Origin of the sequence: Parafannyhessea sp. LCP19S3_B1 (assembly GCF_052121955.1) — a bacterium.
GTDB lineage: Bacteria > Actinomycetota > Coriobacteriia > Coriobacteriales > Atopobiaceae > Parafannyhessea.
In genome coordinates this window covers 117228-142630 of record NZ_JBQKDH010000007.1, presented here as the reverse complement: position 1 = coordinate 142630, position 25403 = coordinate 117228, and the positions used below count along the sequence as shown (strand labels likewise).

Below are 25403 nucleotides of genomic sequence, written 5' to 3'. Positions count from 1 at the left end.
CACGCCCGCGCGCGCCACAAAGTGCGCCGCGGCGGAAAGCCCCGCGATGCCATGACCGTTGAGCGTGCCGGCCTCCAGGTGCTCCGGGTACGCGTCCGGCATGCCCTCCGCAAACGAGAGCACTCCCGTGCCGCCCGAAATCACGGGCCGCACGTCCACACCCGGCGCAACCAGCAGGCCGCCCGTGCCCTGCGGCCCCATGAGGGCCTTGTGCCCCGTGAACGCCAGCAGGTCCGCGCCCATGGCCTCCATGTCCACGGGGGCGGCGCCCGCCGTCTGCGACGCGTCCACCAGAAGCAGCGCGCCGGCCGCGTGCGCCACGCGGGCAAAGCGGCGCACGTCCGCCACGTTGCCCGTAAGGTTGGACGCGTGCGTGCACACCACCAGCCGCGTGCCCGGCGCCACAAGGCGCCCAAGCGCGTCGTAGTCCAGCCTGCCCAGCGCGTCCGCCGGCACGAAGTCCACGTGCGCGCCGCGGCCGGCAAGCAGGTGCAGCGGCCGCAGCACGGAGTTGTGGTCCCAGTCCGTGGCGACCACGCGGTCGCCCGGGCGCACCGTGCCCAAGATCGCCATGTTCAGCGCCTGCGTGGCATTGGCGGCAAACACCACGCGCTCCGGGTGGCCAAAGCCCAGAAGCGATGCCACCCGCTCGCGCGCCACCATCACCGTGCGCGCCGCGCCAAGCTCGCCCTCCGCGGCGCCGCGGCCAGAGCTGCCCAGCTCGCGCATGGCGCGCACCACGGCGTCTATCACGCAGTCCGGACGCTCGTGCGCCGTGGCGGCGCAGTTGAGGTACACCATGGCCGGCTACAGCACCGTGACGCCGGGACGCGCCGCCACGATCTGCGCTATGGCGTACAGGTTGGTGACGCCGCCCACGGCAAGCTTGTCGCGGATGCCATAGAAGTCCAGGCAGGTGCCGCAGGTAAGGACCTTCGTCCCGCGGGACTCCAGCTCGCGGATGTCCTCCAGCGACTCCGAGCCCTCGCACGTAAGGCGCGCGCCGCCGTTGTAGAACAGCATGGTGTCCGGAACCTGGTCCTGGTGGGCCAGCGCGTAGATGAGGCCCTTCATCAGGATGTGGCCCAGCTCCTCGCTGCCGCGGCCCATGGAGTCCGTGTCCACCGCCACCACGGCCGACGTGCGGTCGGGCACGTTGCAGAACGCGGCGGCCTCCGTCGCGGCGGCCTCGCTCGCGGCCACCTCGCCGCGCGGGCTGAAGGTGAGGGTGACGTCCTTCCCAGAGCGCTCCACGCCAAGCTCGCAGTCCTTCTCGTCCGCAAGGCGCGTGAGGTTGCCCTCTGCCACGGAATCGTTCACCAGCACCTGCAGCGACTCGCCGGGCGCAAGCTTTGGCAGCGCCTCCAGCGTCAGTACCACGGGCTTTGGGCAGGTGAGGTTGCGCGCATCGATCTTCATGCTTCGCTCCAAACGCTACGAGCGGGCGCGTGGCCCGCGGGTTTCCACAGGGCCGTGACTTTTTGGGCGGTCGAGCCGCCGGGGTGCCGTGCCAGTCACCCTTGCCTGCCCAGTATAGCGAAGCGCCACGGACGGATTAATGTTTGTTTGGATTGCAGAACTTCTTTTTTGCAAGCGGTCCCCTGGCGCCGCGGACGGCGCCGCGCAGGGCGAGAAGGGCGTGCCGCCGCGCTAGAGGTCTATCTCGTAGCGTCCACCCACGAAGTAGTCGCGACCTATGCATACGGGCTTGCCGTCCGCGTCGACGTAGTCGGCAACGCTATAGATCAGAGGGTCCCCCGCGGAGACCTCAAGCAGCTGCCCCTGCTCCGTCGTTGACTTCACGGCATTGATGGTCCATGCGGTGTGGTGGTCCGGCCGACGCCCGATCGCGTGCTCGATGGCGTCGAACATCGACGTGTCCTCCAACGGCTCCGTCAGGAGGTCTGGCGCCCAGTCGTACGGAAGGATTACGCGCTCGTCGCACACGGGCAGGCCATCGGCAGACCTCACGCGTCGCACAAGCAGCATGAGCGTGCCGTCACCCATCCCAAAGAATTCGAGCTCGTCGGGTCTGCCAGGCGTTATCTGACGGTCTATCACGCGCGCACCCGGACGCGCCCCTATTTCCTGGCACATGCGCGTGAACGTGCTGATGTCGCGCGTGCGCGAGAGCTGGCGGCTTATGTGACGCGTCCCCACGAACGTCCCGCGGCCCTGCATCTTCACCAGGAAGCCGTCCGAGCACAGGTCCTCGATTGCGCGACGCACGGTGATGCGGCTCACCCCGTAGCTCTGGCTCAACTCCGCCTCAGAGGGGATCCTGTCGCCGTTCTTGTATGTGCCGCCCTTGATCTCGCCTTTCAGATCATCGTATATCTGCTGATAGAGCGGCGTCGCCGTGGTGCCCATGTCTTGCCTTTCGCACGGCGCCACGTCGGTGCGCCGCCTCATACCTCACGTGTCATATGTATGATACCGCTTCGTCACGCGGCGTCATTCCTGCGCCGCGCCCGACGGCCCCAGCGCCAGGGGCACGACCTCCCAAAGCGAGTCCACCACCACGTCCGCCTCTCCCTGGTCGAGGCTCACGCCAGGCCGAGGCCTCAGGGCAGCCACAAGGGAGCCGGACGCCTTGCCCGCACGGATGCCGATCGGCGAGTCCTCCACAACCACGCAATCCCCCGCAGGCACGCCCAGGCGACTCATCGCCGTCAGGTAGATCTCTGGGTCTGGCTTGAACGCTCTGCACTCCTGTCCGCTGATTGCAAGGCTCACGTAGGGCTCCGCGCCCGTCGCCCGCATGAACTCGCGTATGAGCTCCGGGTATGAAGAAGAGCAGATCGCGCACCTCACGCCCCGCTCTCGCAGGGTACGCATCACGGGCACCGCATCCGGGTTCGCAACCCTGCGCCATGGGGTTGGATGGTCGTCAGAGTACGCGCGGTAGCCCTCATGCAGCGCGCGACGCAGCTCGGCGTTGCCCGGTACCAGCTCCTCCCAGATCGCCCGGTCGTTGCTCCCGCTGAAGTCCGGGACCGCATCGAAGCAAAAGCCCTTCCCCATCAGGTAGTCCACGCGACGCTGGTTGTAGAACTGCTCCGTGAACGCAAGCACCCCGTCCATGTCAAACAGCACGGCGCGCGCCATGCCCATCACCCCCAAAGGCCCGCAATGCGGGCGAGAAGAACGTGCGCACGCGCCCGTGCGCGCTACAAAAAAGCGGGCCGCCCGCGATGGACGGCCCGCGACGTGCGCCTGAAGACTAGTACTGCAGCTTCCACATGTAGCGGCGCATGGTGAGCGGGTGCTGCCTCGCCTCGGAGATCTTCTCCGCGTACACGCGCATGACGGCCGTGTGCACGAAGGGGTTGAAGTACGTGGCAACCTTCGAGCCCACCACGCCGGACAGGCCGTAGTCCTTGGCGTCGATGACGGCGACCTTGGCGTCGAAGCGCTGCAGGAACGTGAGGGCGCGGGCGTCCATCGCACGGGTCGCGCCGTCGTTCATGAACAGCAGGTACGGCTTGTCCTTCTCGGTAAGCTCGAACGGGCCGTGGAAGTACTCGCCGGTGTGGTAGGCGGCGGAGTCGATCCACTGCATCTCGGAGAACAGGAACATGGAGGTGGAGTACGCCACCTTCGCGCTCGCCCCGGAGCCCATGAGATAGATGAGCTGGTCGTCCTTGAAGTCTGCCGCAAACTGCGCCGCAAGCTTGCCGGCGTGCTCGGCCGCGTCCTCGGCAAGGTCGTACACCTTTGTGAGGCCAGCGACCATATCGTCGTAAAGGTCCGTGCCCTCGACCTGCTGCAGCAGCTCGACTGCGAGCGCCAGGGCATATCCCATCTTCTCGACCTTCGCAGCGTAGTTCTTCTCGAACCCGTGAACGATCACGTGGTCGACGCCCTCGGTCAGCGGGGAGGTGCCGTTGTGCGTGATGGCGGTCACGGGCGCGCCGAGCGCCTTCGCGGTGCCGTTTGCCTTGACGGTCTCGGGCGTGGTGCCGCCCAGGGAGCACGTCACGACGAAGGTGTTGGGGCCGACCCATGCCGGCGTGTCATAGTTGAACTCGTTCGCGGTGAAGATCTGCACGTTGAGCGTGCGGGTGTTGTTGGCCAGGAAGTACTTCGCGGGGTAGAGCTCGCTCATCGAGGCGCCGCATCCCACGAACGCGACGGAGTCGATCTGGTGGTCCTTCAGGACGTCCGCCACGATCTGCTTGGGCTTGCTGAGGTCGATTTCGTACATGTTCTGTCTCCTTCTTCTGTCGAGAAGCGCCACACTGGCGCGTTGTCTGCTTTTCTCGTCCGTACGCCTTGCGCAGTCCCGGGCCTTGCGCGGCCCTGTGCTTTGCGCGGTCCTAGGCCAGGATGCCGAGCACTGAGAGCAGGATGCCGCCGAAGATGCAGATGGCGAGGATCCAGCCGGACTTTACGTTCTTCTTGATGAGCCAGTACATCGCACCCGTGAGGGCGAGCGGGATCATCTGCGGCATGATGGAGTCCAGGAGCTTCTGGATCTTGACCGACCCGCTTGCGAACGTCGCCGGGGCCGTCGCGCCGATGAGCGTTGCGACCATGCCGCCGATTGCCATGAGGCCCACGATGCCGCACACGTACATGACACGGTCCATAAGATCGCCGCTCTGCATCTTCTGCAGGAATCCGCGACCGCCCTCGTAGCCGAGCTTCGCCGCGAACCACGTGACGAGGACCGACGGGATGATCGAGATGACCATCGCGAGGATGGGACCGAGGAACGACCCCTGCTTCGCGAGGCTCACGCCCAGGCCAAAGGCGATGACGCGGATGGTGCCCTGGAAGAACGAGTCACCGATGCCGGAGAGCGGGCCCATGAGCGACGTCTTCACGGCGTTGACGGTGTCGGGGTCGAAGGCGTTCGGGTCCTCGGCGAGCTCCTCCTCCATCGAGGCGGAAAGGCCCAGCACGAAGGCACTCGTCTGCGGCGTGCAGTTGTAGAACGCCATGTGGCGACGGTACGCCTCCTTCTTGCGCTCCATCTGCTTGGGGTCGGTGTCCGCGTTGGGGTAGCAGCGGTCGAGGGTCGGCGCGATGCCGTACATGAAGCCCATGTTCATCTGGCGCTCGTAGTTCCAGGAGTCCTGGATTGCCCAGCTGCGCCAGAAGAACTGGCTGATCTTCTTGCGAGTAGAGACTTCCTTGGTAGCCATGTCCTTCTCCTTACTCGTCGTCGTCTTCGAGGGGGTCGTAGTCGTCGGATGCGGCAAGCGCCGCGGTGCCACCGTTGCCGTTGGCGTGGCGGCCGAACTTGAGGTCTGTCAGCACGACCGCCGCGGCGACGCCGAGGGCGGACACGGCGATGACGGAGAGCTTGAGGTAGGCGGCGAGCAGGAAGCCGACGAAGAGGAACGCACCCATGCCCTTCTTGAGCGAGAGCGAGAGGAGCAGCGCGAGGCCGTAGGCGGTGAGAAGCTTGGTGGAGACGTTCAGTCCGGTGGTGAGCCAGCCGGGGATGAGGCTGACGACGCCCTTGACAAGGTCGGTGCCCAGCAGGATCGCGAAGAACGTGGGGATGAAGTACATGAGGGAGTACAGGATGGTGCCCACGACGATGTGCAGGTGCTGGGCCTTGACGAACTTGCCCTCCTCGATCGCGGCGTCCGCGACGTGCGTGAGCACGGCGATGACGGAGCGGAACACGATGCCGAGGAGCTGGCCCAGGACCGCGACGGGGACAGCGATGGTCATGGCGGTCTCGGCGCTGGCGCCGGTGAGGCACGCGAACGCGGACGCGATGATGCTGCCGAGCACCATGTCGGCCGGCACCGCGGCGCCGACGCTCACGAGGCCCATGCTCACGAGCTCCGCGGCCGCACCGACGGCGAGGCCCGTCATCGGGTCGCCGAGGACGACGCCTACGAGCGTGGCGCCCACGAGCGGCTGCTCGAAGTTCAGGCGGCCGAGCAGGCGCGAGTCGAGCATGCAGAACACGCTGACGAGACCCACGAGCAGGGCGCTAACGAATGTGTTCATGTCTTTCTCCTTTCGGGGACTGCACCGGGGCTACAGCCTCTTCGTGACGTCTGTGCGCGGAAGCGTGGGAGTCTGCTGAACGTAGACCTTCACGCCCATGTCGAGGAGGGCGTTGACGTCTGCCTTCTGGGCCGCGTCCAGGAAGACGGACGACCCCTTGCCGCCGATCATCTCGGCGCCGTCGTGGTTGGCGGTCGCGCCGAGGTCCACGTCGCCCAGCTTGTAGGACTCGTAGAAGCGACGCAGCTCCGAGGTGGTGCCGAACACGAACATGACCTTCTCGCCCAGCGTGTTGAGCTTTGCCATCTTCTTGAGTGCACGGTCGACGGTGAAGACGTTCAGTCGGACGCCCGCGGGCTTCGCCAGGCGCAGGGCGCCCTTCTTGACATCGTCAGTCGCGGCGTCGTCGTCCACGACGATGATGCGCTCGGCACCGACGCTCGAGACCCACGAGAAGACGACCTGGCCATGGAGCAGACGGTAGTCGAGCCTGGTGAGGACGATCTTCGCGGGGCCGTGATTTGCCTGCGGACGCTTTGCCGCGGCGGCCGGAGCCGCGCTTTCGGGAGCGTCGGGGTGCGCGCAGTCAACGATGCCGCGGCGGCCCTCCGACACGAGGTCGCGCACGGCCGCGGCGTCCAGCGGGCCGTCCGAAAGCGCCAGCGTGAGGACCATGGGCATGTTCATGCCTGCGATTACGGTGACGTCCGGGTGCGCCGCTTGGTACTCGACCATGGAGTTGTTGACGCTGGAGCCCAGCATGTCCGTGAGGACGTACACGGCATCGTCCGGCGAGAAACCCTTGACGAGCGCCTCGACCTTGGCGGTGACGGGCTCCTTGTCGTCGCGCTCGAGCGTGACCGCGTGCACGTTTGGCGCCTCGCCCACGATCATGCGGACGGTGTCAAGCGCGCCGGTCGCGAGTCCGCCGTGAGACGCAAGGATGACTTGGTTCATGTGGTCCCGACCTCCCCTTGTTGGCTTGATGTTGCAGACATCATATACGTCTTATTATCGTGGTGATAGTGGTCTATAACGTCTAGAAACAAACGGTTCACTTTTGCCGGCGAACGGTACATGCGGTGGCAACCGTATGGCAACAAAACGGCCAGCCGCTGGAGGAAGCGACTGGCCTTTCCTCGGAGGCCAAGGGGAGTGCCTCCGCAGGAACCGAATGTTGAGCGCAAGCGCAGACGCAGCCCAAATGGCGCCCGCGCGTCAGGGCCCCTAGTACTCCACCTTCCACATGTAGCGCCGCGTCATGTAGTCCTTGCCGGTCGCGGCGGACAGCGCGCGCATGTACACGTTATTGAGGATGGGCGAGAAAAGGATGTGGTTGAAGTACTCGCGCACGTCCTGGGGCAGCTCGCCCAGGCCGAGGTCCATACCGTCCAGCACGTAGACGTTCGGGCCGCCGTAGCGCCTGAGGAAGCGTAGGGCGCGCTCGTCCGCCGGGCGACAGCGTCCCACGGAGAGCAGCAGGAACACGGGCTTTGTGGCGTCCAGCACCTCGAACGGGCCGTGGAAGAACTCGCAGCTGTTGATGGTGGGCGAGTCTATCTGCAGCATCTCCTCGATGTTGCAAATCGAGAATATGTACGCAGACCCATACGCGGGGCCGGAGCCCATCACGTAGATGGTGCGCTCGCCGGCCATGCGGGCCGCCCATTCGCGCGCAGGCTCCTGCATGCGCGCAAACGCCTTGCGGTAGATGCCGTCCACCACGTCGAACGCATACATGGCCTCGTCGTAATGGTCATAGCTGTCCACCTGGCTCGCAAGGCTCATCGCAATCATGAGGGCGACGCTGGAGTTCACGCGCTCCGTGCGGCTCTGATCCAGCGCGATGGACTCGTACGCAATCTTCTGGTCGCAGATCCGCGTGAGGTCGGACTCGTTCACATACAGCGCCACCGTCGCGGCACCCAGCTCCTTCGCAACCCGCGCCGCCTCGCAGGTCTCCTTCGTACCGCGCATGGAGCAGATAACGCAAAGCGTGTGCTCGTCCACGTACGCCGGCGGCGCCAGCACAAACTCGTTGCTGGTATACATGTGCGAGGAAACGGTCGCGCACTCGCGCTCCATGAAGTAGTGTGCCGCGTAGAACCCGCCGTTCGACCCGCCGGCGGCCACCCACGCCACATGCGTCACGTCGCGCCCGCGAAGCGCGTTGGCCACGACCTCCGCAACCTCGTCCTGAATCCGGACCTCCGCGCCTGCCCCGACGGCCTGGCCCTTCTCGACCCGACCCTTCTCGTCCTTCTCGCCCATGCGCTCCCCTTCCTCCGCGCGCCCTCACCGCTCACTCGTGGCACCGTCGCATCCCCGCGGCGCCTCCTTTTGGGCACACTATATCATATACGTTATATACGTTTGCAATCTTTTGAGAAGAACCGCGCGCCATGGTTGACGCCGCAGACGGCACGCCGCACCCGCCGCGGAGCGCTAGAATTCTGCCACGGGCGGCCGCGGGGGCCGCCACGCCTGGGAGGGAGCGTGCACATGGGCCTTGCGGACAAGCTGGCAATCGGGCGCGGCATCACGGCGGTCATCGGCAGCGGCGGCAAGACGAGCCTGCTCGACGCGCTGGCGCGCGAGCTTTCAGGCACCGTCGTGCTCACAACCACCACGCACGTGATGCCGTTTGCGTGCCCGGTGCTTGAGGACGCGGACGAGCGCGCCGTGGAGCAGGCGCTGTGGTACAGCCGCGTGGTGTGCGTGGGCACGCCCGTCGGCGACGGCACCGGCAAGCTCGCGGCGCCGCGCCTGAAGATGCGCACGCTCTCCGTGCTGGCAGACTACGTGCTGGTAGAGGCGGACGGCGCCGCGCGGCACCCGCTGAAGGCGCACGCGGACTACGAGCCCGTGATCCCCGCCGAGGCGGACCGCGTGGTGCAGGTGGTGGGCGCCTCCGGCTTTGGGCTGCCCGTGGCGCAGGCCGTGCACCGGCCGGAAGTCTTCTGCAAGCTCGCGGGCTGCGACGCCGCGGACGTCGCCACGCCCGCCCTCGTGGCGCGGGCCATCGCCCACGAGCACGCCGGCGGCCTTAAGGCGGACGTCCTTCTTGTGAGCCAGGTGACGCCCCAGGGCGAGAAGGACGTGCAGTCCTTTGAGCAGGCGCTTCGGGAAGAGGGAGACCAGACGCCCGTGGTCACGTGGCCCGCGCTGGCGTGACGCCACCGAGCCACGGGCGCGACGAGGCCGTGCCGCGGTTTGACGCCTAGCGCATGAACGCCGGCATGGCGCCGTTGGGCGCTGCTGCGGCGATCTGCTCCAGCGCGACGGCAACGCTGTCCTCGCGCACAGACCCAATGTGCCAGCGCGCGGCCTTGGCCACGTCCTCGCTCGCGTTCGCGACGGCAACGGAGTTTGGCACCGCGGATATCATGGGCAGGTCGTTTTCCGAGTCGCCGAACGTCGCGACCTCGTCGAGCGTCACGCCGAGCTCGCGGGCGAGCTCGCGCACGCCGGCCGCCTTGTCCCAGCCGTGCGGCGTGATGTCGATGAGCGGGGCCGTGGGGCTGGGGAACACGAAGTCGAGGCCCGGGCACTCCGCGCGCAGCAGGTCGCGCACGCGCACCAGGCGCTCGCGCGGGCCAGACACGTGCACGTTCGCCTTAATCCACGGCGTGGGGCCAAGCTCGGCGCGCGTGGGGTGGCCCACCTCGCTCATGACCTCCGGGTGGCCCTCCAGGCTCTTGACGTTGCGCTTTACCAGGATGGCCTGGCCGTCGCCAAACACGTCGTACACGGCGAGCGCCGCACCCTCCACATCTTCCAGCACTTCCTGCGCGCGGGCGAGCGACGCGGGGTCTAACGCCTCCTGGTGGGCGAGCTCACCGTCGATGTAGACCATCTGGCCGTTGCAGAACGCGCCCGTGGCAAAGCAGGTGGCGTCGCCCGCGAACATCCAGCCCATGGCCGAGGGAACGCGGCCCGTGACGGGGCCAACGTGCAGGCCCGCGTCGACCATGGCGTGGATGGCCGCGATGGCGCGGTCCGTGGCACGCGGTGCGCCAACGGGGATGAGCGTATCGTCCAGATCGGTCAGGGCAAGTTTAATCATGTTCTTCTCCAAAGTCTTGCGGATGTCTGCGCGCTGCGGCGGCGCGGCGGGCCGACTCAGCGGTCCGCTCGGGCCGGGGGCCTACTCCCCCAGCAGGGCCGCCACCTGCGACACGGGCCTCAGCGGGAGGGCGTCTGCGGGGTGGTCGCCCACGATCTTCTCCATCCACACCATGTCGTACCAGCGGCCAAACTTGTAGCCGCAGCCGTGGAAGCGGCCGACCCACTCGAAGCCCAGGTGGGTGTGGAACTCCACACTCGCGCGCGTGAGGTAGGGGTCGTCCGGCGCGGCGGGGTAGCCTATGCACGCGTTGAGGTTAGTGACGCCCATGGCCGAAAGCAGGCGCTCGAGCGTGGCGTACAGCGCGCCGCCGACGCCGCGGCCGTGCGCGTCCTGCGCCACGTAGATGGAGAGCTCGCAGGCCCAGTCGTACGCCTTGCGCTCCTTGAGGGGGCCGGCGTACGCGTAGCCCAGCGCTCGGCCGTCCGCGGACTCAGCCACAAGGTAGGGATAGCGCTCCAGCGTACGCGCGATACGCTGGCGGAAGTCTTCCACGCTGGGGACGTCCCACTCGAAGGTTATGGCCGTGTCGCGCACGTAGGGCGCATATATCTGCAGCAGGCGCTCCGCACCGTCCGGCGTCGCCATCCTGATGCGCGTGCCCTCCCCCGTCACCGCGCCGGCATTTTCCTGCACCATTGCCCTCCCGTCGCTCGTGCTCACGAGCACAAGACTACTACGGGCGGGCGCACGGCGGGCATGCGTGCGGCACCTTTCACAAACGGAACGGCAGCGCCTTGGAGAAGCGCGGGGTCGAATTCGAACGCCAGCTTAGAGCTGAAGCTCTTCGATCAGCTTCCTCATCTTGAGCGCCCAGTCCAGCTGTTCTGCAATAAACCCAGGCCGTTCGCCCTCGTTGTTCTTAATCTTGCAGCCGTCCTTGTAGAAGCGCAGACCCGACGCCTTTTTCGCGTCGAAAGGCTTCGCCTTCAGTCCCAGCGCCTTCTCGAAAAGCTGCGCGTTCTCGATTGACTTGTGACCAATGTCTTTATCGTCTGGCACATAAAACTCGATACCGGTTCGGCCGTGCTGCGTGTCAATCAGGAGCGCTATGTGATAGGCACTTGTGCCGCATCGGAGAGTAGACCAGTGGTCCTTCGTCGGCTTCTGCGGACTAAACACCTTAAGAAAATTGGGAGTCGAACGTACAATCTCGCGATACTTCGTCCAATACGACAGCTTGACACGCTCGGTCTCTGACAGGTTCTCACTCAGCCTCAGGGCCTTTGTCCACTCGTTCGGCTGCTCTACAACGTTGAAGCGGGGAGCCGGCTTAAAGTCTCCAATAGTCCAAAGCTCAATCTCAACAAGGAAGAAGCCAAAGTCGTTATCGGTGTGCTCGTTAAGCCATTCAATCGCCTGACGGTGCTCGTCAAGTGCATGGGAGACAACCTAGATAATGACTTGGGCGCCTTTACCGGCAGCATAGGTAATCACCTTGCCCAGGTGGTCGTGATTTGTTTCCTCGAGCTGGTTCTCGATGATGACCTTACGTCCGGTGCCGGCTTCCTGCGCGTAGATGTCCACGTTAAATGATCCCACAGAGGATTCAGTCTCAATGAGCTCGAGCTCAACGCCAACCGCTTCGCCCAGCATATTCAAGTTGGCTGGGCTCGAAAGCCACTTGGTGAAATCAAGCGCCTCATGCGGCCAGACCTTACGCAGCTCAACCTTCTTCAGATGAACAAGGCCATAGCCCATCTCTCGCGCCTCCATTGCCCTACGTCCACGTCACCGACAAGCGAATCATGCTCTTGGAAACCTTTGTCCCAGGAGTCTGGATCATCCACTTTCCCGAAGGAAAATCGAGCTCTCGCTCACAAGGGACGCGCTGTTGCGAGGTGGACATGCAGACTTCTTGTCAAAGGCAGCGCCGCAGTGGCGAAGAGTGCAGGACTATTTCGGCCGACAGGCTGATACCCTGTTGTCATCCATCAAACCAAGAGGAGCCAGGCGATGAGGGCGTTCATCCAGAGCAGAAACGGGATGCCGCGAGGCATGAGCCAGTACACCGCGTGGCTCGGGTTCAAGAACATGGGGTTCGAGACAGTTCCATTCGAAACCGTTGACGGCCTAGATGCCTGCGACCGCGAGGACGTGGTCGTGGGTGGCCTCGGCGTCGTCCGTGCCAGGCTCCGCGCTCTTGGCGCAGACACGAGCGAGATCAACTATCCCGAGGAGCTGCGTCCGTTTCTGGGTAGGAGGCTCTGGAAGACGACGATTGACCACGTGAGCACCGAGGTGAGCTCCTGGCCACTGTTCGTGAAGCCCGTCGAGGGCAAGCGTTTCACCGGGTGCGTGGTTGCCAGCACGAAGGACCTCGTCGGCAAGGGCTGCTGCGGGGAGGACTTCCCCGTCATCTGCAGCGAGGTGGTCGACTTCGTCTCGGAGTATCGGTGCTTCGTAAGGTACGGGGAGATCCTCGACGTTCGCCGCTACCGCGGAGACTGGTCGAAAGCGCCGAGCAGGGAGGTCGTCGAGCAGGCGATTGCCGCGTATGCCAGCGCGCCGGCCGGGTACGCCGCCGACTTCGGCGTCACCTCGGACGGCAGGACGCTGCTCGTAGAGGTGAATGACGGCTACTCGCTCGGTCCGTACGGCCTGTGGCCCGAGCTGTATGCGCAGCTGCTTTCCGCCCGCTGGGCCCAGATGGTCGGGATAGATGACCCCTGTGACTATGGCGTGCCCGTGCCGAGGATGTAGAGAAGCGCATAAAGCAGCAGGTCAAGGAGTCAGCGTACAGACATCACGCATCTCTCGCGGCTTGAGAAGTTTGCGGCTGTAGCGACTCATATATATCGCATTTCAGTAAGCGAGGAGTTCATTTTCGCCAGGTGCTTTCTCGGACAGCCCTTCTCACGTTACGCGTTTAGTCGCCGAGGCCAGATGCTGCGATCGATGCCCGCGGAGCCACCCCGCCGGCGCCCGCCTGCACGAAGCAGTCCAGGACGCCCACGGGCCTGCGCGCCCAAGGAAGCGTCACGAACCTGCGGGGAGTGGCCCGGGGCGTGGGGCTTCGCATGCGAGCGTGCCAGAGCCCTCGTCCGGCGGCGGGCGGTGGGATGGCAAACGGCGTCGCAGCCATCGCTGTCCCGACGCCCCTATACTCGAACCTTACTCGCACTTACTCTTACCTGCTATGCCCTCATGGGAAGGGCTCGACGGCCCCTGCTGCCCGTAAAGCCCCTTCCAAGCTATGCCCGAGCCCTTACCTACTCTGCCCTGTGAAGGTCATAGTACTGGGAGGGGTCGGTCGCGCTGGTGCCGTGCCAGTCGAGGATGCGCTTGTCAGCGAGCGATCTGAGCGTCGCACGGGCCACCTTGCTGCTGCGCCCCAGATGTTCTGCGAGCCCCCTCACCGTCACCCGCCCCTTCCCATACGTGTATTGCACGGCGGCGAGCTCGTACTCGCTGAGGTCCCCGTACACGCCCTCGCCCAAGCTTTCCGCCACGGCGTCGGCCTGCCTCAGCACGCGCGAGGTGATGCTGTTCTGCAGCACCAAGCGCACCGACATGCCGTTGGGCTCCGAATACGTTGGCTCGTTCAGGAAGAAGGACGCCATCTCGTCGTAGATGCGCTGTACGCCCTCGTTGAGCTCGCGCACCCAGCCGAACTCGACGAGCGTCCGCGCTATGATCGGGTTGCGCGACCACCTGGTGTACCTCATGTTCTCCAAGGTCACCATGTTGGGCAGGCCGCCCGGGCTAGTGATCTCCAGGCGGTCGCCGTACATCATCACGCGTATGTGGTCGCCGCTCATGGCGTAGTCGCGGTGCGTAACGGCGTTCACCAAGCCCTCGAACCAAGCGAACTCGGGGTACTCGGGGATAATCTTGAACCTGCCGTCGTCCCCCAGGTACTGGAACTCCCTCAGCTGGCTCGATATGAACCCCTTCGCGCCCTCAATCTGCTTGGGCAGCGGCCCATCGAAGGTCCTGTCCTTCACGATGTTGAGCCGCCTGCCCGTCTCCATCTTGTTCCCGTCGAAGCGGATTACGCGCACCCGTGCCCAAGGTATGAACCGCGTCGGGTTCTCGGAGAAGAGCAGGACGCCCGCGTTGGTGAGGTGGCCGTCCTGGAGGAACCCGCGGCTGCGCAGCACCTGCTCGTCGCTCGCCTCGGTGCCAAGCTCCGCCTTGTAGCGCGCCACCACCTCGGGGTCCACGTCCGCGACGGAGGAGCGCTCCTGCACCTCGTCCTCGTAGCGCCGCTGGTTCTTGTCGTACTCGAGCGCCAGCACCTGCTCGCGGTCCAGCTCCACGCTGCTGTCGCGCTGGCGGAGGAACACGGCCTTGTCGCTTCTCCTGGCGATGACGCGCCCGGTCGAGCTGGCGACCTCCAGCACGAGAATCTGGTCGTCCTGACCCTTGGCATTCTTCACGGGCACCCTCATCGCGTGCACCACGGGCGAGGGGTCGCAGCCTACGATCGGCGCCTGCTCGAACTCCTCGATGTCCCGCGCGCCGTCGCGCTTGAAGCCTGTTATCTCGCCGTTGTCCTCGATGCCGATGACCAGCTTGCCGCCCGAGGCGTTGGCGAAGGCGCAGATGTGCCGTGCCGTCTCCTTGGCGTTGAGGCGCGCGCTCTTGCGGTCGAAGTAGAGATTCTCTTTCTCTTTGGAGAAGAGATCGGGGTCGTTCCGGGTGATGGGCTGCTGCATGGGCGTCTCCTAAATATGTTTAATGGGAGACATTTTACCGCATGGCCTAAGGGCGGCCGATCCCCGGACGTCTTGCCAACTAAAGACCCCCGCACCCTAGAACAGGCACGCGTCGATGGTCGCCTTGCCGAGAAGTGCGTCGAGCCACTCGGCCGGAATGCAGTCCATACCGTACGCGATGCCGGCGAGCCCTCCCGCCACCGCGGCGGTGGTGTCCGCGTCGTCCCCCAGGTTCACCGCCGCGAGCACGCACTCGGCGTAGCTCGAGGTGTTGGCAAGGCACCACAGGGCGGCGCGTTCGGTGTCCAGTACAAAGCCGCCGGAGCGGATCTGGCTCGCGGGCACACCCACAAAGTCGCCCGCGACGTCGCGCAGTCCCTCGCCGGCGGTGAGCCTACGGGCCACGTGCACCATGCGAACGCACGCCTCGCAGGAGATTGCGTGCGCGTGCGTGATGGCGGAGACGGCGCGAACCTCGTCGTCCGTCGCGTCCGCGAACGCGAGTGGGAGGATGCGCATGAGAGACCCGTTGCCGTTGTCGCGCTCGCCCGCGCGACCGCGCCCGGAGGAGAGCGCGTCGGCGGTGGTGCCGCCGATGTCGAAGAGGCCGCTCACGGTGTACGCGCCCTCGCGATACCAGCGGACGAAGCGCTCCCGCATGTCGCGCACGTCGATGCGGCCCGTAGCGCGGATGCTGTCGCAGGTCGCGAGTGCCATGGAGGTGTCGTCGCTCCAGGTGCCGGCGGGCTGGTCGTGGCTGCCGTGCCCTACCATGTCTGTGCATTCGAACGTCCCGCGCGACAGGAACTCGTACGGCACGCCGAGCGCGTCGCCCACGGCCTGCCCGTACATGCAGTCGCGCAGGGTGGGGGAGGGATGCTGCGAGGTGGGCATGGGGGACTCCTTGGGGGGAACTGGATTGGGCTGTGACGTGGTTATCCGATAAGTCCGTTCGAGTCCATGAAGTCGACGAACGAATCGATGATGTCGTTGGTGCGGTCTACTATGTCGGCCTCGGTGAAGTCCGTTTTCGACCTCACGATTCCAAGAAGCTCCACGTTCTTGGTGCCCTCTCGCGTCCTCCCGTTTCCGTCAACGAAGCCCTCGTAGTACTTCTTCTTGTCGGAGAGACGATAGTCAGCGGCGCGGATGTTCACACGCTTCTCCAGAAGCGCCTTGTTGCCGAGAGCCTCAAGGTCAGAACGGTCTTGCAGGGGCTCGACCTCTGCGCGTTTGCGGGCGTAGATGTGCTCCACCTCGAGGACCGTGTCGTTGTCCCACAGCCCCTGCGCCGGATCGTGGTACGCCCACCAGGCGAGCATGGAGCGAGTGATCGCACGCTGGTTGGTGAACTGGAAGGCGCGGATGCGGGCTATTACGTCCTCCCTGCCAAACCGGTAGTTCGAGAAGCTCACGTCCGTGCCGTTCACGATGTTGACCATCTCGGGGAACATGGGGGTGCGAAGGGAGTTCACACCCGGACGCTCGATGGCGTAGTACCAGACGAAGGCGATGGTGAGGTCGAGCAGCCGCACGAGGCCCTCGTCGTCCAGGTTGTCGCTGCCGTCGCGGCGCGCGAGGAACCAGACGCTCAGCAGGTAGTACCACATGCCGTTGGGCGCAAAACGCAAAATCGCAAAGCGCCTGTTGGCCGCGTCGGAGAAGCCATCCCCGGTCTCGACGCGCTGCCAGAAGCCAAGGAGCGACTCGAGGTCGTCCAGGGTTCTGTCCTCGTGCAGGATGGAGTACTTGTTCCTAGCGTAGAACCCGCGCAGGGACTCGGTGGTCGTGCCCGTCGTGCCCCTGAGCGCTCTGCGGTAGTACATGTAGCGTGTAAAGAGCTCATCCATGGGTGTGCCACGAAGCGGGTGGAGAAGATCATTGGCGCTTTCCTCCATCGCCTTCCAGCGCGTGACGAAGTCATCCTTCCTGCCCTCGCTGGAGAAGTGCTTGTAGAGCTGGCTCTTGAAGATGTCGGCGTCGGAGAGCGGGAGTCCGCGGTCGTTCAGCGTCGAGAAGATGCGCAGCGCTGTGTCCTGCGACCCAGCCTCGATGGGGAGCAGTATCACGTGGCGCATGATGCGGGAGGCGAAGAGGGTCGAGTAGCCGTCATAGTTCTCGGCGAGCTCCGCAATCTTGCCCTGGAAGTACCGGAAGTTCTTCGCGTAGCTGCTCTTCCATGCGGGGTTGGCCTTGCCGTCCCGCAGAATATGCAGGAATTCGCCCTTATCGTTGTCGGAGGCGACCTCGGACTTGATTTTGAGGCCGTCCTCAGTCATGTCGAGGTTGCTGTAGTCGTCGGACTTCCAGATGCATGCGGCGATGTCGTCGTGGAGGCTGACGGAGTTCCTGTCCTTCATCTTCGCGAAGCGGTCGTAGAGTGCCCTGAGCAGAAGCATGATGGTGGTGAGCCTCTGCTGGCCGTCGATAATCTCCTGCTGCCCCTCGTCGTTCTTGAACGTGACTATGGGCCCAAGGAAGTAGTCGTTACGCTTGTCGAACCGGTCGCTTGCGTTGTTGGGGAACGCGAAGGCGAAGAGGTCATCCCACAGGGTGGAGCACTCGTCCTCTCCCCAGGCGTATGGCCGCTGGTAGTCCGGGATGAGAAAGTCGGCGTCCTCGTCCTGGAGAAGCGTCCTGATGTTTTTCTGATCGACCGTCAGCTGAGACATGGGCCCTCTCAATCTGCAGGAAGTGACAGTTCGTTGCTATTCAACTATCCAACTATCAGGCTTCGTGCCGAGTGCGTCTAGTCCTGGTCTGCAAATGTGGGGCGCGAAAGCCGGAACGCGTCATCGCGTCCAACCCAGGCACGCTCAGGATCTCGATAGGCGAGGTGGAGGCGGGAGGCGTGTCCGACCCGCGCAACGGGACGTTCCTCTCCATGTTCAAGCCTGATCAACATTGGGGAGCGGGCAGGCAGCGGCTATGACACGCTGCGCGAGGGCACGTACGGTGCCGGCAAGCCAGATCCCCTGCTCGAGGAGCTTTGGGAGCCGGACCGGGTGCGTCTGACGCTGGAACTTGAGACGAGCGGCCTGGCCGGCTTCCGCCTGCCGGGTTTGGGAGGGGAGTCCCCCCTCTCGTGACGGAGATTGAGCCACCGATGAGTATCAAAATGACTCATGCTGGCGACCAAGTTGTCAACAACGCCGACCAAGTCACCGACCAAGTGCCGACAGGCGCCCGCTGCGCTGACGATCCGGTAAAGGAGCTTATCGCTGTCCTAGGAGATAGAGAGAGATGTCAGCTTCGGAGCTGATGAGGGGCTGGGGCTGAAGCACCGTCCTAGCTTCAGGGAGCGATACCTTGAGCCTCCCCTCGCGTGTGGGCTCATCGAGCGAACCATTCCCGACAGACCAACCAGCAGCAAACAGAAGTACCGGAAGGCGAAGTGATGGCGTGGACAACTTGGATAGGAAGCTCAACGATGCCTTTCCAGGCTTTGTGGTGCGAAAGAATCTTGTTAAGCTCGTGCGCGGCAATGCCGCCGTGCCGAGTCGCGCATTTAAGGATATAGAGAAGCGCATACAGTAGCAGACAGGAGATGATGGCCTCCGTACATATCGTGCCGCCCGCAGTTCGATAAGCTCTGAGCTTGTAACTCATTCACATCATGCCACAGTGAGCGAGAAGTTCATCTTCGTTGAGCGCTCACTCGGACAACTACTCTCACGTTGTGCTTCTAGTCGCCCAGGCCAGAGACGGAGATCTTCGGGATCATGATCTCCTTCGCGTTGCGGCCTGCCCTCGCCATTCGCGCCGGCGAGTTCAGGCACGAGCTCGTGGCCTCCCCCTGGCACACGCGGTCGAGGATGGTCGTGTAGCTCTTGATAGCTGCGATGTTGTTCGGCATACCCTAGCCCTCCTTGCTCTCGTCGGCGAGGTCGGCGATCATCTCCCAACGCTTCATGTACTGGTCGTCAGAGCTGCCCGCGACACCCGCGGGCTCCAGGCCCGTCGCGCCACCTACGGAATCTTGTGAAGTCCTTTGTGAAGTGCCAACTTCGGCCCCCTCGAAGAGCCCAGGGCTCGGCAGCCACGAGCGCTGCCACGTCGCCGTCGTGCTCCTCCAGCAGCGCCTTCGCGGCCTTGACCGAGCGTGCGCCGGCCGAGCGTAGCGTGAACTCCACGCGCTCGTCGGCCATCTGCTTCTTGAGTGCCGCGATCTCCTTGTTCAGAGTCTCGGTCGCCTCGGAGGTCTTCGCGGCCTCCACGACACGCGCCTGAAGCGTCTCGATCTCAGCGTCCTTGGCCCTCAGTGCCGCCTGGTAGTCGGCCACACCGTCATCGGCACCGTCGCCCGCTACCTCTTTCGCGCCGTCCGCCTGGGCGTCTTGGTCCCCCTGCGCGAGCGCCTGCTCGCTCGAGTCCCCTTCGCCTGCCGCACCCGGCGATGCCTTGCCATCCAGATCACCGTCCATCGTTGGGCCCCTTTCGTCTCGCGGGCCCGACACATTAGAAATGCCCGCACCTTCTAGGTACGGGCATTGTCCGGTGGTGCCACAAGCGGGACTCCTCTGATGCGAGAAAGCATTTAGCTCAGGACTTGTATTTCCATCGAAGGTTTTCAGGGAGGAGAGAGTCTATCTCGCCATCGGTAAATGATTGAGCCTGATTCTCCTTCAGCATCTTCTTGGCCTTTTCGTATTGGCGCTCGTTGGTTCTTGGGGCGCTTCGGTAAACCGCATCGAGCTCGTCGAATAGCTGGTCACGTTTAGCGCATATAGCGCCCGGATCGAGTTCCTCGAAATCGGTGAGAAGGGAGACTAGCCTTTGCTCGAAGGCCCACAGGTCATTTGAAGCCTTGACATGGGCGGCGGATTCTTCTGACAGCTTTGCCCCACGCGAATAGAGGTTTAAGGCAAGGGCAACCGCTGAACATGCCGTTGCAACGATCGCGGCTACGTAGCCTGAAGGCAGTAAGGTGGAGATAAACCCGACGGTGGCGACGGACGTCAGGACTATCTGCGCGATGGAGATGCGGTCGCCCAGTTTCTTGGTGCTGTTGGCGGCCACGTTTTGCGTCTCACGGGAATAGACTTCCTTGGCATAGGCTTCGGTAAGTTGCGACCAGAGCCGCTTCTTGTACTCATGATTTTCGTCCATGCAGGCCTCGTTACTCGGCGATATATCGAATGACCTTGCCGAGCGCCCCGTAATCGTACCTTGCATCCACCTGTTGCCCGCTGCCGGGCGCTCGCAGAGAAGGAGGAACCAAGCCTCTGGCTGTCATGCTGTTGTAACGCTCAAGAAGGTGCTTCTCAAACGCCCCGGGTTCGGACCCGCGCTCTCCGTCCAGAGCCCATCGCCATTCATCTATTGCCTCGTAAACGAAGCTATCAATAAGAATACCCGAAAGATGGTAGCTCGAATAATGCTGCGTATGAACATAGCGGACATGCTTGCAAGTATCGAAGAGGAGTCCACGAGTGCGGTCATTCTTTGCTCGTATTTCTCGCTGCTCTGCAATGGGATTGGTCGTGAGCCAGTTGCCTCCCATGTTTGTGTCCGGATACACATAATGGGGATCGTCGTCCCAAGATACGATTTGCTCGAATGCGGGAAGGACCTCGAACCTCATACCGTCGCTGAAATTGACCACGACTACTTGCCCATCAGCCCGAATGTTGGAGCCGGACCAGGTCGACTGAATGGCCCCCTTCAGAGCCTGGAGGAGTCGTGACTGGCCGTTTCCCTTGTATCCGTCATAGCGCTCGTATTCCTCTCGTGGCAACTCCATGAGGATGTCGAGGTCGCTCGTGTCGATGGCCGTCCCACGGCCATAAGACCCGACGTAACGCGAGTGTGCTGTCTCGCTTGATGAGTCCCAGAATTCGCCGTTGACAGCCTTTGTCATCCTCTTGTAGCGCTTGGAAATCAAGCTCCTGGTCTCAAGGGGAATGGAATGGTTGTTCTCATGGACCTTATCCATCTAGCCTCACTTTCTCGGTTCTACACCGTTGCGTAGTGGTACTCCGTCTCCACCTCGTAGTGGAAGTCGCTGCCCAGCTCCAGCGCCTTGAAGTGCGCCTCCGCACAGCTTATCTTCGCCTCCCCGGTGGGGCGGTTCTCGCCGCGCTGCTTGCCCTTGGTCTCCACCACGAAGTACACCCGCTGCCGCCCGTCTTCGGCCTCCTCCACGTAGGCCCCGTCGGGGAAGAAGCTGCCCTGCTGCATTCGCTAACGTAGGGGTCGACGGAACGCTCAGCAGGTTTTCGACACTTCGTTATGTTTACAGTTCGCGGCAAGGAAACTACACCATTGTGGGGGCCGCATCGGGGCGAAGGCTACCTACTCGTGGTAGCGAACCATGGCCAGCTCAACGAAGGTCTCCGCGGAGGAATAGCTGAATTTACCCTTGCCGACCTTCTGGGGGTCGTACTCGGACTGTCGGATGACTCCGCAATAGTCTTCGGCTGCCTTGGCAAAGTCCTTGCTCTGAATGAACTTGTACGGATCCACGCGCCACCTTACCTCATTCCTGCCAGGATCGTATTCCATGCAAGCCCTAAGGCCGTAGACGAGCGGGTAGATGAAGCCATCGGGGACCGGCTGCTCGGCATCAAGGCCGTAGAATGGGGTCGTGTATTCACCGGACTTATGCTGCATGCTCTTCACTGCGCTGATCTTCCCATATGAGCCACCTGGCTTGTTGTAGTACTTCGGGAAGTTCTGATAGATCAGGTCAAAGGCGCGCGGTATGTCTACGGCAACCTTCAAGGCGCTAAGCACCTGCTGGTCGTGCAGCTCCTTCTCGGTTCCGTTCGTGTTTGCGGTGGAGATCCTTGGATTCCGCATGAGGGTGAGGTATTTGTCCAGACACTGCCCCTTGCCACTGTAGATTGCCGTTGTCTTGGGCGGGTCCATCACGGCATCCTCCCCGTTCACCCAAGTCGTCAGCGAGAGGGGGATCCATGCGAGGGCGATCAGGTTACGGCTTTCGATTGTTCCGCCGTCGTTGGTCTTCCAGCTGATGTTCTTTGCGAACTCCGGCTCCTTCTCCTCAAAGAGGGAGCGGAAGGCGTCGAACAGACCCTCTTTATTACCCTTGGTACCCACAGTGAGCTGGGCGTTATTGTTACGAGCGTCGCAGATTTCAAGCAGGGAAGAGCGGAAGGTCTCGAGGCATTCCGCGTCGTTTTGGTCGGCGGGGATTAGCATCTCCGTAGGAATGAGAAAGTTGAGGGTTCCGATTCCATCTTGCTCGAGCTTGGCGCGATCCTCTACGCTAGCGATGCGCTGGAGGTAGCTATCGATGTCTTGGTGAGCTTCCTTCCAGACCCCCTTGAAGTCGGCCCAGAGATTGACATCCTTCTTCCTTGGCGTGGTCTTTCCGGCAGTTATCTCTGCCTGATTGAGGATGTAGAGGCCTATTGCCAGCATGTTGTGACCTCCGTCCAGCACTCCTTCGATGCTGCGGTCATCAAAGATCAGGTTATAGCGTCCCCGATCAAGCTGCTCGTATTGTGACGTGGCGAGAAGAATGCCCTTGGTCTTGAATGGGAAGAGCTGCTGGCCCTGGTCCAGGTCGTCATTAGCAATAGAGGCCTCGATTGCGTCTGTGACGCTTCCGAGGCGGGAGTTCCTCGGGTTTGCCTCAAGGTCCAATGCATCGATAACATTGACGATGAAGCGTGCCGGCATCAGCCCAAACACGCGCTTGATGACCCCGACTGTTTGCTCCGAGGACTGCTTAAGCCGAATTGTTACTGGTGACTCGTGTGTCATGATGATCCCTTCTCTAGCCGTCGGCGAGAAGCGGATCGGAGACCCTCTCGAGAGAAAAGAAGGGCCGGTCTCCCGGCTCCAGTCAATGCATACGCATCTCTCTATTGCGCACATTGTCCTGGAATCGTCCGATTCCACATCTCCAGCACCCATCCGGGTTGCTATGGAGATGATCTCTCGATAGAGAAGAAAGATCAAGATCCAATGTCAGATATTTTGGTGAGCGGGGTGCCGGCGGATTCTTGAGAGGCGGCAGACGCTTTTGAGTGGATTTGGCTACCTCCATGCGGGTATGTTGCCTTGTTCCTCCGTATGGTCATGCCGTTCACGTCCCGTAAAGAGGACGAAAGTCCAAATCCTGGGCTTGGCCGTGAACCGAAGCCCTTGGACTGCGGCGTGCGCATAGCACGCCAGCTCCTTACGCGCAAGTCGAACGACCCGGTATACGGCTCGTCGAATACGTCGCCCCGCTCCTCGAAATGGAGATAGTCACCGTATTTGTGGCCCCGGGCCTCCTCAAAGTGCCCCGTTACGTTCTCAAAACGTTTCAGTATGTCCTCGTAGGGATAGCCGTCGAACTTCGTGAACAGCCTGTGCGAGCGCTCGTCGTCGAAGGAGCCTTCAGTCCAGTAGTCACCAACGTAGATGACCGCGTCTCCACGCCAGGGGGCCTGCGATCATCGTGCACGCCGCGTCTGTCATCTGCTGCCCAACTGCCGCAGAGCATCCCAGCGCGAAGCCGATGCCCTCGAACGGATCGTCGTCTATGTGCTCGCGCTGGTTCGGGTTTTCCCAGATGCATTACTGACCCGTCCTTCTCGCCCCGCGTGTCATCGGCTCATCGTCCGCTGACATTTTCTTACGGGCGCCAAGGTGGGGAAAGAGGCTGGTAGAATGCACTGCTGACATCCGCGACGACGATAGGGGGCGCAGTGTCGCACATAGCATGTCTCTGCGGCAACGACGTTCGCGAAAACAACTACGAGAACGTGTGGAACTTCGTAGCAGACTCGCTCATGGACGAGCTGGCCGACAGCCAGGCATTCTTCGGCCTCGAGTACCGTCCCGGGGAGAAATCAGAAGTTTGGCACTGCCAAGAGTGCGACCGGCTCATCCTTTTCGATGATGGTGGCATCTACGTTACGCGCTACATGAGAAGGGCCTCCGGGGGCAAGCCGCCCGTTGGGCCTGACGCCCGTCGAGGCGTGCTCTACAACGATGAGCTCTTCTTCGACGAGATCGATAGATATCTCTCGGAGAAGACCAAGCGTGGTGAAGCACCCGACTATGAGTTCTTCGATGCCAAGTACGCGGAAGGCAACCCGCTCCTCACGTCCCGCATCATGCGCAGGGAGGTATTCGACAACCCCTCGAGTTCCTTCGGAAACTGGTATCGGGCAGAGCTTTCCAAGACGTCGCTCGCAATCTTCGACCAGAATGACGTTGCGTACGCCTGCCCTTTGAAGCAATGGCTCGTGAGCCCCGAGGACATGGCCAAGCTCGCGTAGCGCACGACGCCGACCTGGCCCATCCGGCCAGCGGCCATGGCGGGCGCGACGGGCTGGACCTACCCCACCACCTATCCCACCACGGCGATGCAACCTGCGACGACGGCGCTCACCACGCCGATGAGCGCCAGCGGCACGCACCCGTCCACGAACGAGGCCAGCGCGCCCAACCGGTAGTACAGCACGTAGCACACAAGGCTCACGGCAAAGCCCGCCACAGCGAGAAGTGCCACCAGCGTGGCCGCGCCCGCCTCTCCGACGCGGCCCAGAGCCAGCGCGCAGAACGCCTCCATGCCGAGCCACGCCACGAAGAGCACGAGCTCCGTGGTGGGCTGCCGCTGGAACGCGCGCTGCGTCACCGCAAGCAGCGCGAAGTACAGCGCCGCCGACCCCAGCGCAAAGCCCCATGGCGCCCAGGCGGGCACGAGCCTTGCCGCTCCCCCGCACACGCGGGACGCCCCCAACAGGCCGCAGACGACGGCCCCCAGGATCGCCGCAATGCCCACGACCCTAAGCGGCCCGTGGGCAGACCCTCCGCCCACCTTGGGCCAGAAGAATATCGCCCACCACAAAAGGTACAGCACGCAGCACGCGGCCATCAGCCAATGGCCCTGCCTCATCTGCTCAAACGCAATGCCACCCATGGACTGCCTCCCTTGGGTCCGGTCGCGGGGACGCCACGGTCCCCGCCCACCCATGATAGCAGCATCATCCACAAGCGATTTACCTGCTCATTTGTCAGAATCCGCGACTTTAAGTGTCGATTTCCGCGCTCGCACTCCACTCCAACGACGGCGCGACCGCACGCAAAAGGCGAAAGGCGGCGCCAGCCACAGCCGACGCCGCCCCAAGCTCGCGTGCCAGATTCGTGCTAGACCCTCGCGCTAGACCCTCGCGACGGCCTTGATCTCGACCTTGCCGCCGCCGGGAAGCGCCGCCACCTGGAACGCAGCACGCGCGGGATACGGTGCCTCGAAGAACTCGGCGTACACCTCGTTCATGGCGCCAAACTCGCTGATGTCTGCCAGCAGCACGGTGGTCTCCACAACGTCCGCCATGGTGGCGCCGGCCGCCTCCAGAATGTTCCTCAGGTTCGTGAGGCTCTGGCGCGTCTGGCTCTGGATGTCGTCGCCCGCGAGCTTACCGGTGGCAGGGTCGATGCCCAGCTGGCCGCTCACGTTGATGGAGCCGTTCGAGACGACGCCCGCGCTGTAGGGACCAAGCGCCGCAGGTGCCTTATCGGTAACGATTGCCTTCTTCATGCTCTTCTCCTTAAGTGATTGCGGCGCGCCACGCGCGGCGGCGCACCTTCCGTATGTCTGCCCTCCGACGACCTTGTGGCCGAGAAGGGCCTTGGCGCCTGGTTGCAGCCCTCGCGGCCCTCGCGGCCCGCTCCGGCGCGCG

The 25403-nt window shown here is 63.4% G+C and carries 28 protein-coding genes; 4 read left to right on the top strand and 24 right to left on the bottom strand.

What is annotated here, in order from left to right:
- From ACTQWE_RS05280 to ACTQWE_RS05240, 9 genes are all read right to left on the bottom strand, one after another.
- The coding region (locus ACTQWE_RS05280; protein WP_441921338.1) for an aminotransferase class V-fold PLP-dependent enzyme at positions 1–801 on the bottom strand (801 nt) is incomplete at its 3' end.
- A 6-nt stretch (positions 802–807) separates the two neighbouring features.
- Positions 808–1419, bottom strand: a complete 612-nt coding sequence (gene yedF, locus ACTQWE_RS05275; protein ID WP_170103013.1) for a sulfurtransferase-like selenium metabolism protein YedF — start codon at positions 1417–1419, stop codon at positions 808–810.
- 231 nt (positions 1420–1650) lie between these two features.
- Entirely contained in the window at positions 1651–2370 is a 720-nt protein-coding gene (locus ACTQWE_RS05270; protein WP_441856518.1) for a GntR family transcriptional regulator, read from the bottom strand.
- A gap of 84 nt (positions 2371–2454) precedes the next feature.
- Positions 2455–3108 (bottom strand): HAD family hydrolase, encoded by a 654-nt coding sequence (locus ACTQWE_RS05265; protein WP_441856519.1) that lies wholly within the window; start codon positions 3106–3108, stop codon positions 2455–2457.
- A 115-nt stretch (positions 3109–3223) separates the two neighbouring features.
- A complete protein-coding gene (locus ACTQWE_RS05260; RefSeq protein WP_441856521.1) occupies positions 3224–4207 on the bottom strand; it encodes an SIS domain-containing protein in 984 nt (327 codons plus the stop codon).
- Positions 4208–4319: 112 nt separating this feature from the next.
- A complete protein-coding gene (locus ACTQWE_RS05255; protein ID WP_154541373.1) occupies positions 4320–5150 on the bottom strand; it encodes a PTS system mannose/fructose/sorbose family transporter subunit IID in 831 nt (276 codons plus the stop codon).
- Positions 5151–5160: 10 nt separating this feature from the next.
- A complete protein-coding gene (locus tag ACTQWE_RS05250; protein ID WP_441856522.1) occupies positions 5161–5973 on the bottom strand; it encodes a PTS mannose/fructose/sorbose/N-acetylgalactosamine transporter subunit IIC in 813 nt (270 codons plus the stop codon).
- A gap of 30 nt (positions 5974–6003) precedes the next feature.
- The gene (locus tag ACTQWE_RS05245) at positions 6004–6930 is read right to left on the bottom strand and encodes a PTS mannose/fructose/sorbose transporter subunit IIAB (RefSeq protein WP_441856524.1); all 927 of its coding nucleotides are present in this window, start codon (positions 6928–6930) and stop codon (positions 6004–6006) included.
- 270 nt (positions 6931–7200) lie between these two features.
- Complete coding sequence (locus tag ACTQWE_RS05240) at positions 7201–8244, bottom strand: SIS domain-containing protein (RefSeq protein ID WP_206109705.1); 1044 nt, start codon at positions 8242–8244, stop codon at positions 7201–7203.
- Between the two features lie 231 nt (positions 8245–8475).
- Here ACTQWE_RS05240 and yqeC point away from each other — a divergent pair, with 231 nt between their 5' ends.
- Entirely contained in the window at positions 8476–9147 is a 672-nt protein-coding gene (gene yqeC / locus ACTQWE_RS05235; protein WP_170103007.1) for a selenium cofactor biosynthesis protein YqeC, read from the top strand.
- Between the two features lie 46 nt (positions 9148–9193).
- Here the strand turns inward: yqeC and ACTQWE_RS05230 are convergent, their stop codons facing one another.
- The 4 genes from ACTQWE_RS05230 to ACTQWE_RS05215 all read right to left on the bottom strand — a co-directional run bounded on the left by ACTQWE_RS05230 (position 9194) and on the right by ACTQWE_RS05215 (position 11815).
- The gene (locus ACTQWE_RS05230) at positions 9194–10039 is read right to left on the bottom strand and encodes an HAD family hydrolase (protein ID WP_170103006.1); all 846 of its coding nucleotides are present in this window, start codon (positions 10037–10039) and stop codon (positions 9194–9196) included.
- An 81-nt stretch (positions 10040–10120) separates the two neighbouring features.
- Positions 10121–10738 (bottom strand): GNAT family N-acetyltransferase, encoded by a 618-nt coding sequence (locus ACTQWE_RS05225; RefSeq protein ID WP_441856527.1) that lies wholly within the window; start codon positions 10736–10738, stop codon positions 10121–10123.
- 132 nt (positions 10739–10870) lie between these two features.
- Positions 10871–11278, bottom strand: a complete 408-nt coding sequence (locus tag ACTQWE_RS05220) for a DUF4268 domain-containing protein (RefSeq protein ID WP_235927232.1) — start codon at positions 11276–11278, stop codon at positions 10871–10873.
- 213 nt (positions 11279–11491) lie between these two features.
- Positions 11492–11815 carry a hypothetical protein gene (locus tag ACTQWE_RS05215; protein ID WP_441856529.1) on the bottom strand — a complete coding sequence of 108 codons (324 nt, stop codon included), beginning with the start codon at positions 11813–11815 and terminating at the stop codon, positions 11492–11494.
- A 240-nt stretch (positions 11816–12055) separates the two neighbouring features.
- Between ACTQWE_RS05215 and ACTQWE_RS05210 the strand changes: the two genes are divergently transcribed.
- Entirely contained in the window at positions 12056–12802 is a 747-nt protein-coding gene (locus tag ACTQWE_RS05210) for an ATP-grasp domain-containing protein (RefSeq protein ID WP_441856531.1), read from the top strand.
- Positions 12803–13311: 509 nt separating this feature from the next.
- Here the strand turns inward: ACTQWE_RS05210 and ACTQWE_RS05205 are convergent.
- The 3 genes from ACTQWE_RS05205 to ACTQWE_RS05195 form a co-directional block, all read right to left on the bottom strand.
- Positions 13312–14760: an ATP-binding protein gene (locus tag ACTQWE_RS05205; RefSeq protein WP_170103003.1), complete on the bottom strand. Its 1449-nt coding sequence runs from the start codon at positions 14758–14760 to the stop codon at positions 13312–13314.
- A 96-nt stretch (positions 14761–14856) separates the two neighbouring features.
- Complete coding sequence (locus ACTQWE_RS05200) at positions 14857–15654, bottom strand: ADP-ribosylglycohydrolase family protein (protein ID WP_170103002.1); 798 nt, start codon at positions 15652–15654, stop codon at positions 14857–14859.
- Positions 15655–15695: 41 nt separating this feature from the next.
- Complete coding sequence (locus ACTQWE_RS05195) at positions 15696–17432, bottom strand: DUF262 domain-containing protein (protein WP_170103001.1); 1737 nt, start codon at positions 17430–17432, stop codon at positions 15696–15698.
- 561 nt (positions 17433–17993) lie between these two features.
- Between ACTQWE_RS05195 and ACTQWE_RS05190 the strand changes: the two genes are divergently transcribed.
- On the top strand, positions 17994–18158 hold the full coding sequence (locus tag ACTQWE_RS05190) for a Fic family protein (RefSeq protein ID WP_441921340.1): 165 nt from the start codon (positions 17994–17996) through the stop codon (positions 18156–18158).
- Positions 18159–18445: 287 nt separating this feature from the next.
- Here the strand turns inward: ACTQWE_RS05190 and ACTQWE_RS05185 are convergent, their stop codons facing one another.
- The 6 genes from ACTQWE_RS05185 to ACTQWE_RS05160 all read right to left on the bottom strand — a co-directional run bounded on the left by ACTQWE_RS05185 (position 18446) and on the right by ACTQWE_RS05160 (position 22491).
- A complete protein-coding gene (locus ACTQWE_RS05185; protein WP_170102940.1) occupies positions 18446–18616 on the bottom strand; it encodes a hypothetical protein in 171 nt (56 codons plus the stop codon).
- Positions 18617–18683: 67 nt separating this feature from the next.
- Positions 18684–19184 (bottom strand): hypothetical protein, encoded by a 501-nt coding sequence (locus tag ACTQWE_RS05180; protein WP_170103000.1) that lies wholly within the window; start codon positions 19182–19184, stop codon positions 18684–18686.
- Positions 19185–19302: 118 nt separating this feature from the next.
- Entirely contained in the window at positions 19303–19869 is a 567-nt protein-coding gene (locus tag ACTQWE_RS05175) for an SLATT domain-containing protein (protein ID WP_170102999.1), read from the bottom strand.
- A 10-nt stretch (positions 19870–19879) separates the two neighbouring features.
- Positions 19880–20695: an SMODS domain-containing nucleotidyltransferase gene (locus ACTQWE_RS05170; RefSeq protein WP_170102998.1), complete on the bottom strand. Its 816-nt coding sequence runs from the start codon at positions 20693–20695 to the stop codon at positions 19880–19882.
- Between the two features lie 20 nt (positions 20696–20715).
- On the bottom strand, positions 20716–20940 hold the full coding sequence (locus ACTQWE_RS05165) for a restriction endonuclease (RefSeq protein ID WP_170102997.1): 225 nt from the start codon (positions 20938–20940) through the stop codon (positions 20716–20718).
- Between the two features lie 114 nt (positions 20941–21054).
- Entirely contained in the window at positions 21055–22491 is a 1437-nt protein-coding gene (locus tag ACTQWE_RS05160) for a hypothetical protein (protein WP_206109703.1), read from the bottom strand.
- Positions 22492–23423: 932 nt separating this feature from the next.
- Here ACTQWE_RS05160 and ACTQWE_RS05155 point away from each other — a divergent pair.
- Positions 23424–23999 (top strand): hypothetical protein, encoded by a 576-nt coding sequence (locus ACTQWE_RS05155; protein WP_170102995.1) that lies wholly within the window; start codon positions 23424–23426, stop codon positions 23997–23999.
- Positions 24000–24070: 71 nt separating this feature from the next.
- Here the strand turns inward: ACTQWE_RS05155 and ACTQWE_RS05150 are convergent, their stop codons facing one another.
- Both ACTQWE_RS05150 and ACTQWE_RS05145 read right to left on the bottom strand, forming a co-directional pair.
- The gene (locus ACTQWE_RS05150) at positions 24071–24643 is read right to left on the bottom strand and encodes a hypothetical protein (protein WP_441856536.1); all 573 of its coding nucleotides are present in this window, start codon (positions 24641–24643) and stop codon (positions 24071–24073) included.
- A gap of 240 nt (positions 24644–24883) precedes the next feature.
- Complete coding sequence (locus tag ACTQWE_RS05145) at positions 24884–25261, bottom strand: Rid family detoxifying hydrolase (RefSeq protein ID WP_173456418.1); 378 nt, start codon at positions 25259–25261, stop codon at positions 24884–24886.
- Positions 25262–25403: the final 142 nt, after the last annotated feature.

What these genes read in the sequence shown, in the direction of transcription:
- yedF (WP_170103013.1), bottom strand. Translation starts at nt 1,419, where the DNA reads ATGAAGATCGATGCGCGCAACCTCACCTGCCCAAAGCCCGTGGTACTG.
- ACTQWE_RS05270 (WP_441856518.1), bottom strand. Translation starts at nt 2,370, where the DNA reads ATGGGCACCACGGCGACGCCGCTCTATCAGCAGATATACGATGATCTG.
- ACTQWE_RS05265 (WP_441856519.1), bottom strand. Translation starts at nt 3,108, where the DNA reads ATGGCGCGCGCCGTGCTGTTTGACATGGACGGGGTGCTTGCGTTCACG.
- ACTQWE_RS05260 (WP_441856521.1), bottom strand. Translation starts at nt 4,207, where the DNA reads ATGTACGAAATCGACCTCAGCAAGCCCAAGCAGATCGTGGCGGACGTC.
- ACTQWE_RS05255 (WP_154541373.1), bottom strand. Translation starts at nt 5,150, where the DNA reads ATGGCTACCAAGGAAGTCTCTACTCGCAAGAAGATCAGCCAGTTCTTC.
- ACTQWE_RS05250 (WP_441856522.1), bottom strand. Translation starts at nt 5,973, where the DNA reads ATGAACACATTCGTTAGCGCCCTGCTCGTGGGTCTCGTCAGCGTGTTC.
- ACTQWE_RS05245 (WP_441856524.1), bottom strand. Translation starts at nt 6,930, where the DNA reads ATGAACCAAGTCATCCTTGCGTCTCACGGCGGACTCGCGACCGGCGCG.
- ACTQWE_RS05240 (WP_206109705.1), bottom strand. Translation starts at nt 8,244, where the DNA reads ATGGGCGAGAAGGACGAGAAGGGTCGGGTCGAGAAGGGCCAGGCCGTC.
- yqeC (WP_170103007.1), top strand. Translation starts at nt 8,476, where the DNA reads ATGGGCCTTGCGGACAAGCTGGCAATCGGGCGCGGCATCACGGCGGTC.
- ACTQWE_RS05230 (WP_170103006.1), bottom strand. Translation starts at nt 10,039, where the DNA reads ATGATTAAACTTGCCCTGACCGATCTGGACGATACGCTCATCCCCGTT.
- ACTQWE_RS05225 (WP_441856527.1), bottom strand. Translation starts at nt 10,738, where the DNA reads ATGGTGCAGGAAAATGCCGGCGCGGTGACGGGGGAGGGCACGCGCATC.
- ACTQWE_RS05215 (WP_441856529.1), bottom strand. Translation starts at nt 11,815, where the DNA reads ATGGAGGCGCGAGAGATGGGCTATGGCCTTGTTCATCTGAAGAAGGTT.
- ACTQWE_RS05210 (WP_441856531.1), top strand. Translation starts at nt 12,056, where the DNA reads ATGAGGGCGTTCATCCAGAGCAGAAACGGGATGCCGCGAGGCATGAGC.
- ACTQWE_RS05205 (WP_170103003.1), bottom strand. Translation starts at nt 14,760, where the DNA reads ATGCAGCAGCCCATCACCCGGAACGACCCCGATCTCTTCTCCAAAGAG.
- ACTQWE_RS05200 (WP_170103002.1), bottom strand. Translation starts at nt 15,654, where the DNA reads ATGCCCACCTCGCAGCATCCCTCCCCCACCCTGCGCGACTGCATGTAC.
- ACTQWE_RS05195 (WP_170103001.1), bottom strand. Translation starts at nt 17,432, where the DNA reads ATGTCTCAGCTGACGGTCGATCAGAAAAACATCAGGACGCTTCTCCAG.
- ACTQWE_RS05185 (WP_170102940.1), bottom strand. Translation starts at nt 18,616, where the DNA reads ATGCCGAACAACATCGCAGCTATCAAGAGCTACACGACCATCCTCGAC.
- ACTQWE_RS05180 (WP_170103000.1), bottom strand. Translation starts at nt 19,184, where the DNA reads ATGGACGGTGATCTGGATGGCAAGGCATCGCCGGGTGCGGCAGGCGAA.
- ACTQWE_RS05175 (WP_170102999.1), bottom strand. Translation starts at nt 19,869, where the DNA reads ATGGACGAAAATCATGAGTACAAGAAGCGGCTCTGGTCGCAACTTACC.
- ACTQWE_RS05170 (WP_170102998.1), bottom strand. Translation starts at nt 20,695, where the DNA reads ATGGATAAGGTCCATGAGAACAACCATTCCATTCCCCTTGAGACCAGG.
- ACTQWE_RS05165 (WP_170102997.1), bottom strand. Translation starts at nt 20,940, where the DNA reads ATGCAGCAGGGCAGCTTCTTCCCCGACGGGGCCTACGTGGAGGAGGCC.
- ACTQWE_RS05160 (WP_206109703.1), bottom strand. Translation starts at nt 22,491, where the DNA reads ATGACACACGAGTCACCAGTAACAATTCGGCTTAAGCAGTCCTCGGAG.
- ACTQWE_RS05150 (WP_441856536.1), bottom strand. Translation starts at nt 24,643, where the DNA reads ATGGGTGGCATTGCGTTTGAGCAGATGAGGCAGGGCCATTGGCTGATG.
- ACTQWE_RS05145 (WP_173456418.1), bottom strand. Translation starts at nt 25,261, where the DNA reads ATGAAGAAGGCAATCGTTACCGATAAGGCACCTGCGGCGCTTGGTCCC.